We start from the raw sequence: 6,732 nt of genomic DNA, 5'->3' as shown, positions 1-6,732 counted from the left end.
CCCGGGACGATGGGAAGACCTGCCTACCAGACCTTCACGCGCTTTTCTGGCGGCAGGTACAGCGCGTCRCCCGGCTTGATGTCGAAGGCGGCGTACCAGGCGTCCAGGTTACGGACGGTGGAGGCGCGATACTCGTCCGGCGCGTGACCGTCGGTGACCAGCTGCTGGCGCAGGGCCTCGGGCCGGTCATAGCCGCGCCAGGACTGGGCGAAGGCCAGGAAGAACCGCTGGTCGCCGGTCAGTCCGTCGATCACCGGGGCCGGCTTGCCGCCCAGCGAGGCGTGATAGGCGTCCAGGGCCGCGGCCAGGCCGGCGACGTCGGCGATGTTCTCGCTCAGCGTCTGCTTGCCGTTCACGGCCAGGTCGGGGAACGGCTTGTAGCCGTCGAACTGGTCGGCCAGGGCCGTGCCCGCCTTCTGGAAGTGCTCGTAGTCGGTCGGGGTCCACCAGTTGCGCAGGCGGCCCTGGCTGTCGAACTGCGCGCCCTGGTCGTCGAAGCTGTGGCTGATCTCGTGGCCGATCGTGCCGCCGGTGCCGCCGTAATTGGCCGCCGCGTCGAAATCGGCGTCGAAATACGGGGCCTGCAGGATGGCGGCCGGGAAGTTCAGGCCGTTCAGCATCGGCAGGTTCACGGCGTTGACCGTCTGGGGCGTCATCACCCACTGGCCGCGGTCGACCGGCTTGCCCAGCTTCCCAATCCAGTACGCCGTCTCGAACCGCTCCGAGCGCTGGACGTTGCCGACCGGGTCGCCGCGCACGATCGCCAGGGCCGAATAGTCGCGCCACTTGTCGGGATAGCCGACGCCGACCTTCAGCACCTCGACCTTGCGGCGGGCCTCGGCCTTGGTCTCCGGGGCCATCCAGTCCAAGCCGTCGATGCGGCGCACGAACGAGGCCTTGATATTGTCGACCATGGACGCGACCTCGGCCTTGGACCGGGCCGGGAAGTACTTGTCGACATAGAGCTTGCCGACCACCTCGCCGAGCACGGCGTTGGTCGAGTTGACGCCGCGCTTCCAACGGGCCGACAGCTGCGGCGTGCCCTGCAGCGCCTGGCCGTAGAAGGCGAAGCGCTCGTCGACGAAGGCCTTGGGCAGCAGGTTCGAATAGTGGTCCAGATAGTGGAAGGCCAGATAGTCCTTCCAGGTGTCGACGCTCTCGTCGGCGGCCAGCTTGCCCAGGCCGACGACCTGGGTCGGATGCCAGACGACGAAGCGCGGCTGGCCGGCCAGGCCGGCGGCGGTGAAGAAGGTCTTCCAGTCCAGGCCGGGCGCCTTGGCGGCGAAGTCGGCCTGGGTCCAGCTGTTGTTGGCCTTCTGGACGTCGGCGCTGTCGGCGCGGCTGGCCGAGGCCTGGGCCAGCTTGGTCTCCAGGGCCATGATCCGGGCGGCCTTGGCCTCGGCGTCGGGAACGCCGCCCAGGGTCAGGATCTTGACGATGTGGGCGAGGTACTTGGCCCGGATCGTCTTCATCGCGTCCTTGTCGGWCAGGTAGTASTCGCGGTCGGGCATGCCCAGGCCGCCCTGCAACAGGAACGGCGCGTACTTGCTGGTGTCGTCGAAGGCCGGCGAGGCCCACAGGCCCAGGACGTTGTCGGTGTAGAAGTCGGTGGCGTTCAGGGCGTCCACGTCGGCGCGGACGTTGCCGCCCAGCACGGTGGCGAGATCCGTGCGGGTCTTGATCGCCGCGATCCGCGCCAGGCCCGCCTGCATCGGCGCCAGGCCCGCCTTCTCGATGGCCGCCTCGTCCATGTAGCTGGCGTAGTAGTCGCCGACCTTCTTGGCGTCGGCCGAACCGCCGGTCTTGGCGGCGGTCTGGATCAGGTCGACGGTGCGCTTGGACGCTTCCTCGATCAGCTGGACGGCGACGCCGTAGCTGCTGCGGTCGGCCGGGATCGGGTTGGCCTTGATCGCCGTGCCGTTGGCGTAGGTCCAGAAGTCGTCGCCGGGCTTGATCGTGGTGTCGAAGGCCRACTTGTCCACGCCGCTCTTCAGGTCGGCGGCGAACGCAGGGGCGGAAGCCAGCAGCGCGCAAGCGGCGGCGCAGGCGAGCAGCGAACGGGTCAGGGTCATGCAAGGAGTCCCAAGGAGCGCGAGCGCGAAGGCGCTCAGCACGATTTGGCGCGGACTATCGAACCGGCTTCGCCAGGGCGCGAATTAAAGTTTGGCAATGTGGAAGGCGCGCCGCGGGCGACGATGGGGACACACACTCGCCCCACGCCATATCGATCTGGATCGAGACGGTTGGGCGAGTGTGTGTCCCCGCCTCAGCCCACGGGCGTCGCGTCCGCCCCCACGCTCGCATCGGCCGCCAGATCCGCCGCCGTCCGCCCGCTGACCGGATGACGCCAGTCCGGTGCGATCTGCGCCAAGGGGCCCATCACGAACAGGCGCTCGTGGGCCCGGGGATGGGGCACGACCACCGCGCCGCGCAGCACCGTACGGCCATGGGCGATCAGGTCCAGGTCCAGGGTGCGCGGCGCGTTGGCCCCGGCCCGGACGCGGCCGAAGCGGGCCTCGATGCGATGCAGCGCCGCCAGGGTTTCAGTCGCCGACGCCGCGGTCTCGACCAGGACGACGCCGTTCAGATAGGCCGGCGCGGTCGGGTCGGGCCAGGCGGCCGAGGTCCACCACCCCGAACGCGACGCGACGCTCAAGCCCTCGATCGCCAGGGCCTCCACGGCGGCATCGAGCAGGGCCTCGCGACTCGGGTATGATCCGGGCAAGCTGCAGCCCAGGGCGACCACCACCACCTGATCCAGCCCATTTTGATCGTACTGATTTTTCAAGGAATTTTGACCACGTGACCTTCTACCCGACCGAGCGCCTGGCGCTGTTCATCGACGGGGCCAATTTCTTCTCCGCCGCCAAGGCCCTGGGCCTGGAAATCGACTACCGCAAGCTGCTGGACGAGTTCCGCAAGCGAGGCCTGCTGGTGCGCGCCTATTACTACACCGCCATCGCCGAGAACGAGGAGTATTCCCCGATCCGGCCGCTGGTCGACTGGCTGGACTACAACGGCTTCACCCTGGTGACCAAGCCGGCTCGCGAGTTCACCGACAGCCAGGGCCGCAAGCGCTGGCGCGGCGACATGGACATCGAGATCGCCGTCGACATGCTGGAGATGGCCGCCACGGTCRACCACCTGGTGCTGTTCTCGGGCGACGGCGACTTCCGCGCCCTGGTCGAGGCCGTGCAGCGCAAGGGCCGCCGCGTCACCGTGGTCTCCACCATGAAGAGCCAGCCGCCGATGACCAGCGACGACCTGCGCCGCCAGGCCGACAACTTCGTGGATCTGGCCGACCTGGGGAACWTCATCGGCCGCCCGCAGGCCAGCCGAAATCCCCTGCCCCGCTTCGTCACCGAGCCCGTGCGCGGCGCGCAGTCGCAAGACGAGCGCGATCAGGACGACGAGGACTAGTCATGGGCCAGCACTCCAACATCGTCGGCGAGGTCGTGCCCTCGCCGGCCGAGCCGCCGCGCGACTGCCCGCTGTGCCCGCGCCTGGTGGCCTATCGCCGCGAGAACCAAGACCTCTATCCCGAATGGTTCAACGGCCCGGCGCCGTCGTTCGGCGATCACGAGGCGCGGCTGCTGGTCGTGGGCCTGGCCCCCGGCCGCAAGGGCGCCAACCGGACCGGCCGACCGTTCACCGGCGACTTCGCCGGGACCCTGCTCTACGACACCCTGATCAAGTACGGGTTCGCCACCGGCAAGTTCGAGGCCCGGCCCGACGACAGCCTGAAGCTGATCGGCAGCGCGGTGACCAACGCCGTCCGCTGCGCCCCGCCAGGGAACAAGCCCGAGACCTCGGAAGAGAACAATTGCCGGCCGTTTTTGACCGCCCGGCTGGAGATGTTCCCCAACCTCAAGGCCATCGTCACCCTGGGCGACGTCTCGCGCCGCAACCTGCTGAAGGCTCTGGGCTTGAAGGCCTCCGCGGGCCTGCCCGGGCACGGCACCGAGTTCCAGGCCGGGCCGTATCGGGTGTTCAACAGCTATCACTGCTCACGGCTGAACACGAACACCGGGCGGCTGACGACGCCGATGTTCGAGGAATTGTTTGCGCGGGTGAAGGCGTATCTGGACGCCAATCCGTAACCTCGCTGCGTCCTTCGAGGCCCGCTGCGCGGGCGCCTCAGGATGAGGAGCGTTTTGCTGAATTCCTCATCCTGAGATGCGAGCCCAAGGCGAGCCTCGAAGGACGCAAGACCTCACCAAACCAGCCCCGTCGTCTTCAGCCGCACCCGCGCCAGGGTATGGTTCGAGGCCAGGAACAGCGCGCTTCCGTCTTCGCCGAACGCGCAGTTGGCGATGGCCGTGCCGGTCTCGATCACGCCGATCAGTTCGGCGTCCGGCGTCAGCACCAGTACGCCGCCCGGGCCGGTAGCGTAGAGCCGGCCGTCGGTGTCCAGGCACATGCCGTCCGGCAGACCCAGGCCGCCGGCCTCGCGCAACGGCATGGCGTCGAAGAACAGCGCCTTCGACGTCGGAAACCCGTCGGGTCCCAGGTCGTAGACCATCAGCTTGGGCCCGTCCGGGTCCGAGACCGACACGTAGAGCCGGCTCTGGTCAGGCGACAGGGCGATCCCGTTCGGGAAGGTCAGGTCGGCGTCCAGCAGGTCCAGAGTCCCGTCGGGCGCCAGGCGATAGACGCCGTTGAAGTCCAGTTCGCGTAGCGGCGAGGCGTTGCGGCCTTTCAGGCCGTAGGTCGGATCGGTGAAATAGATCGCGCCGGTCTTCGACACCGCCAGGTCGTTGGGGCTGTTGAACCGCTTTCCCTGATACCGATCGAGAAAGAACGTCTTCCTCCGCGTCTTGAGATCGATCCTGGCCAGGGCGCGGTTGCCGTGGTCGCAAGCCAGCAGGTCGCCGGCCGCGTCCAGCGCCATGCCGTTCTGCCCCGGCTCGGCGAAGGCGTCGGTGGGCGGCCCGTCATAGCCCGACGGGTTCAGGACCTCGCTGACGCCGTCCGCCTCGCTCCAGCGGTACATGACGTTGCCCGGCACGTCGGAGAACACCAGGTAGCCGCCGTCGCGCACCCAGACCGGCCCCTCGGTCCAGACGAAGCCGTCCGCGAGTTGCTGGATTTCGGCGTCGGGGGCGATGACGGCGTCGAGTTGCGGGGAGAGACGGTGGATTTGGCCGACGGTTTTGTAGGTCATGGGTTGTTCTCGAAACCCTCTCCCGTGGGGAGAGGGAGGGACCCAAGCGAAGCTTGGGAGGGTGAGGGTGTAAAACGTCAAACGGCGTGCCGGCAGGGCGTTGGGGTGAAAAAGGCGAGAGTGTAACCCCTCACCCTCCCACCGCTACGCGGCGGGCCCCTCCCTCTCCCTATGGGAGAGGGTTTTCTTAAGAGCGAACCCTTGGCAACGCATCCAGCCATCGCGCATAGGCTTCCTCACGCACCGTGACGCCGACCGTCGGCGTCAGCAGCTCGGCCTCCGGCCGCGCCTTCACCGCTTCCTCGACCGAGCCGTAGACCCCCACGCCGACCCCAGCGAACAGGGCCGCGCCCAGGGCGGTGGTCTCCTGGTAGCTGGCGCGGTGCACCGGAATGCCGGTCAGGTCGGCCAGGCGCTGGCTGAACCACGCGCTCTTGGCCATGCCGCCGTCGATGCGAAGGGCCGCTTCGTCGAACGCCGAAGGCGCGTCGGCCCGCATGGCCTCGATCAGGTCGCGCCCCTGGAACACGCAGGAGTCGAAGGTGGCCTGGGCGATCTCGGCCAGACCAGCGTCGCGGGTCAGGCCGAACACCGCGCCCCGCGCCTCGGCGTCCCACCAGGGCGCGCCCAGGCCGGTGAAGGCCGGCACCACGACCACGCCATGGTCGCCGCGCGCCGAGCGGGCCAGGGCCTCGGCGCCGCGCGGTCCGCCGGTCACGCCCAGCCCCTCGTTCAGCCATTGAATCGCCGCCCCGGCCACGAAGATCGAGCCTTCCAGGGCGTAGGTCGTGCGCCCGTCCACCCGCGCCGCCACCGTGGTCAGCAGGCGCGAAGCCGAGTGCGGACGATCCTCGCCCGTATTGACCAGCATGAAGCCGCCGGTGCCGTAGGTGACCTTCATCTCGCCGGGATGGATGCAGCCCTGCCCCATCAGCGCCGCCTGCTGGTCGCCGGCCACGCCGCGGATCGGCAGCGGCCGGCCCAGGATGTCCGCCGTCACCTGGCCAAAGTCGGCCGCGCAGTCGAGCACCGTCGGCAGCAGGGCGCGCGGCACGTCGAACAGCGCCAGCATCGGGTCCGACCAGTCCTGGGTCTGGATGTCGAACAGCAGGGTGCGCGAGGCGTTGGTCGCGTCGGTGACGTGCGCTCCCTTCCCCGTCAGCCGCCAGATGACCCAGGTGTCGATCGTGCCGCACAGCAGTTCGCCCGCCTCGGCCCGCCGCCGCGCGCCGGGCACCTTGTCCAGGATCCAGGCGATCTTGGTGGCCGAGAAATAGGGGTCCAGCAGCAGGCCGGTGATGGCGGTGACGGAGGGCTCGTGGCCCGCGTCGCGCAGGCGGTCGCAGACGTCCGAGGTGCGGCGGTCCTGCCAGACCACGGCCGGATGGATGGGGCGGCCGGTGGCCTTGTCCCAGACCACCACCGTCTCGCGCTGGTTGGTGATGCCCAGGGCGACGATGTCGGCGCTGTCGCGGTCGCACTTCTCGACAGTGTCGCGCAGCACGCCCACGCAGGCGGCGTAGATCTCGTCGGCGTCGTGCTCGACCCAGCCGTCGCGCGGATAGCTC

The 6,732-nt window shown here is 69.0% G+C and carries 6 protein-coding genes and 1 pseudogene; 2 read left to right on the top strand and 5 right to left on the bottom strand.

Translation table 11 applies throughout. The features are described from left to right. Positions 1-23: 23 nt before the first annotated feature. Both AC1DZ6_RS15860 and folK read right to left on the bottom strand, forming a co-directional pair. Complete coding sequence (locus AC1DZ6_RS15860) at positions 24-2,072, bottom strand: M13 family metallopeptidase (RefSeq protein ID WP_477098121.1); 2,049 nt, start codon at positions 2,070-2,072, stop codon at positions 24-26. Positions 2,073-2,266: 194 nt separating this feature from the next. After that, positions 2,267-2,788 carry a 2-amino-4-hydroxy-6-hydroxymethyldihydropteridine diphosphokinase gene (gene folK / locus AC1DZ6_RS15855; protein ID WP_477098120.1) on the bottom strand — a complete coding sequence of 174 codons (522 nt, stop codon included), beginning with the start codon at positions 2,786-2,788 and terminating at the stop codon, positions 2,267-2,269. Between the two features lie 14 nt (positions 2,789-2,802). Between folK and AC1DZ6_RS15850 the strand changes: the two genes are divergently transcribed. Beyond that, positions 2,803-3,420 (top strand): LabA-like NYN domain-containing protein, encoded by a 618-nt coding sequence (locus tag AC1DZ6_RS15850; RefSeq protein ID WP_477098119.1) that lies wholly within the window; start codon positions 2,803-2,805, stop codon positions 3,418-3,420. 2 nt (positions 3,421-3,422) lie between these two features. Further along, positions 3,423-4,100, top strand: coding sequence for a uracil-DNA glycosylase (locus AC1DZ6_RS15845; protein ID WP_477098118.1), 678 nt, complete (start codon positions 3,423-3,425; stop codon positions 4,098-4,100). Here the strand turns inward: AC1DZ6_RS15845 and AC1DZ6_RS15840 are convergent. From AC1DZ6_RS15840 to glpK, 3 genes and pseudogenes are all read right to left on the bottom strand, one after another. Next, positions 4,098-4,207 (bottom strand): annotated as a pseudogene (locus AC1DZ6_RS15840) (hypothetical protein); the annotation flags it as partial. The gene AC1DZ6_RS15845 and the pseudogene AC1DZ6_RS15840 sit on opposite strands and share 3 nt — an antisense overlap. 6 nt (positions 4,208-4,213) lie before the next feature. After that, positions 4,214-5,164, bottom strand: a complete 951-nt coding sequence (locus tag AC1DZ6_RS15835) for an SMP-30/gluconolactonase/LRE family protein (RefSeq protein WP_477098117.1) — start codon at positions 5,162-5,164, stop codon at positions 4,214-4,216. A 187-nt stretch (positions 5,165-5,351) separates the two neighbouring features. Further along, positions 5,352-6,732 (bottom strand): glycerol kinase GlpK (gene glpK, locus AC1DZ6_RS15830; protein ID WP_477098116.1); only part of this gene is annotated, 1,381 nt, incomplete at its 5' end.

The organism is Caulobacter sp. P1_B12_2 (genome assembly GCF_056406675.1).
The sequence above is the reverse complement of the archived record's forward strand: the minus strand, read 5'-3'. Positions and strand labels throughout refer to the sequence as shown.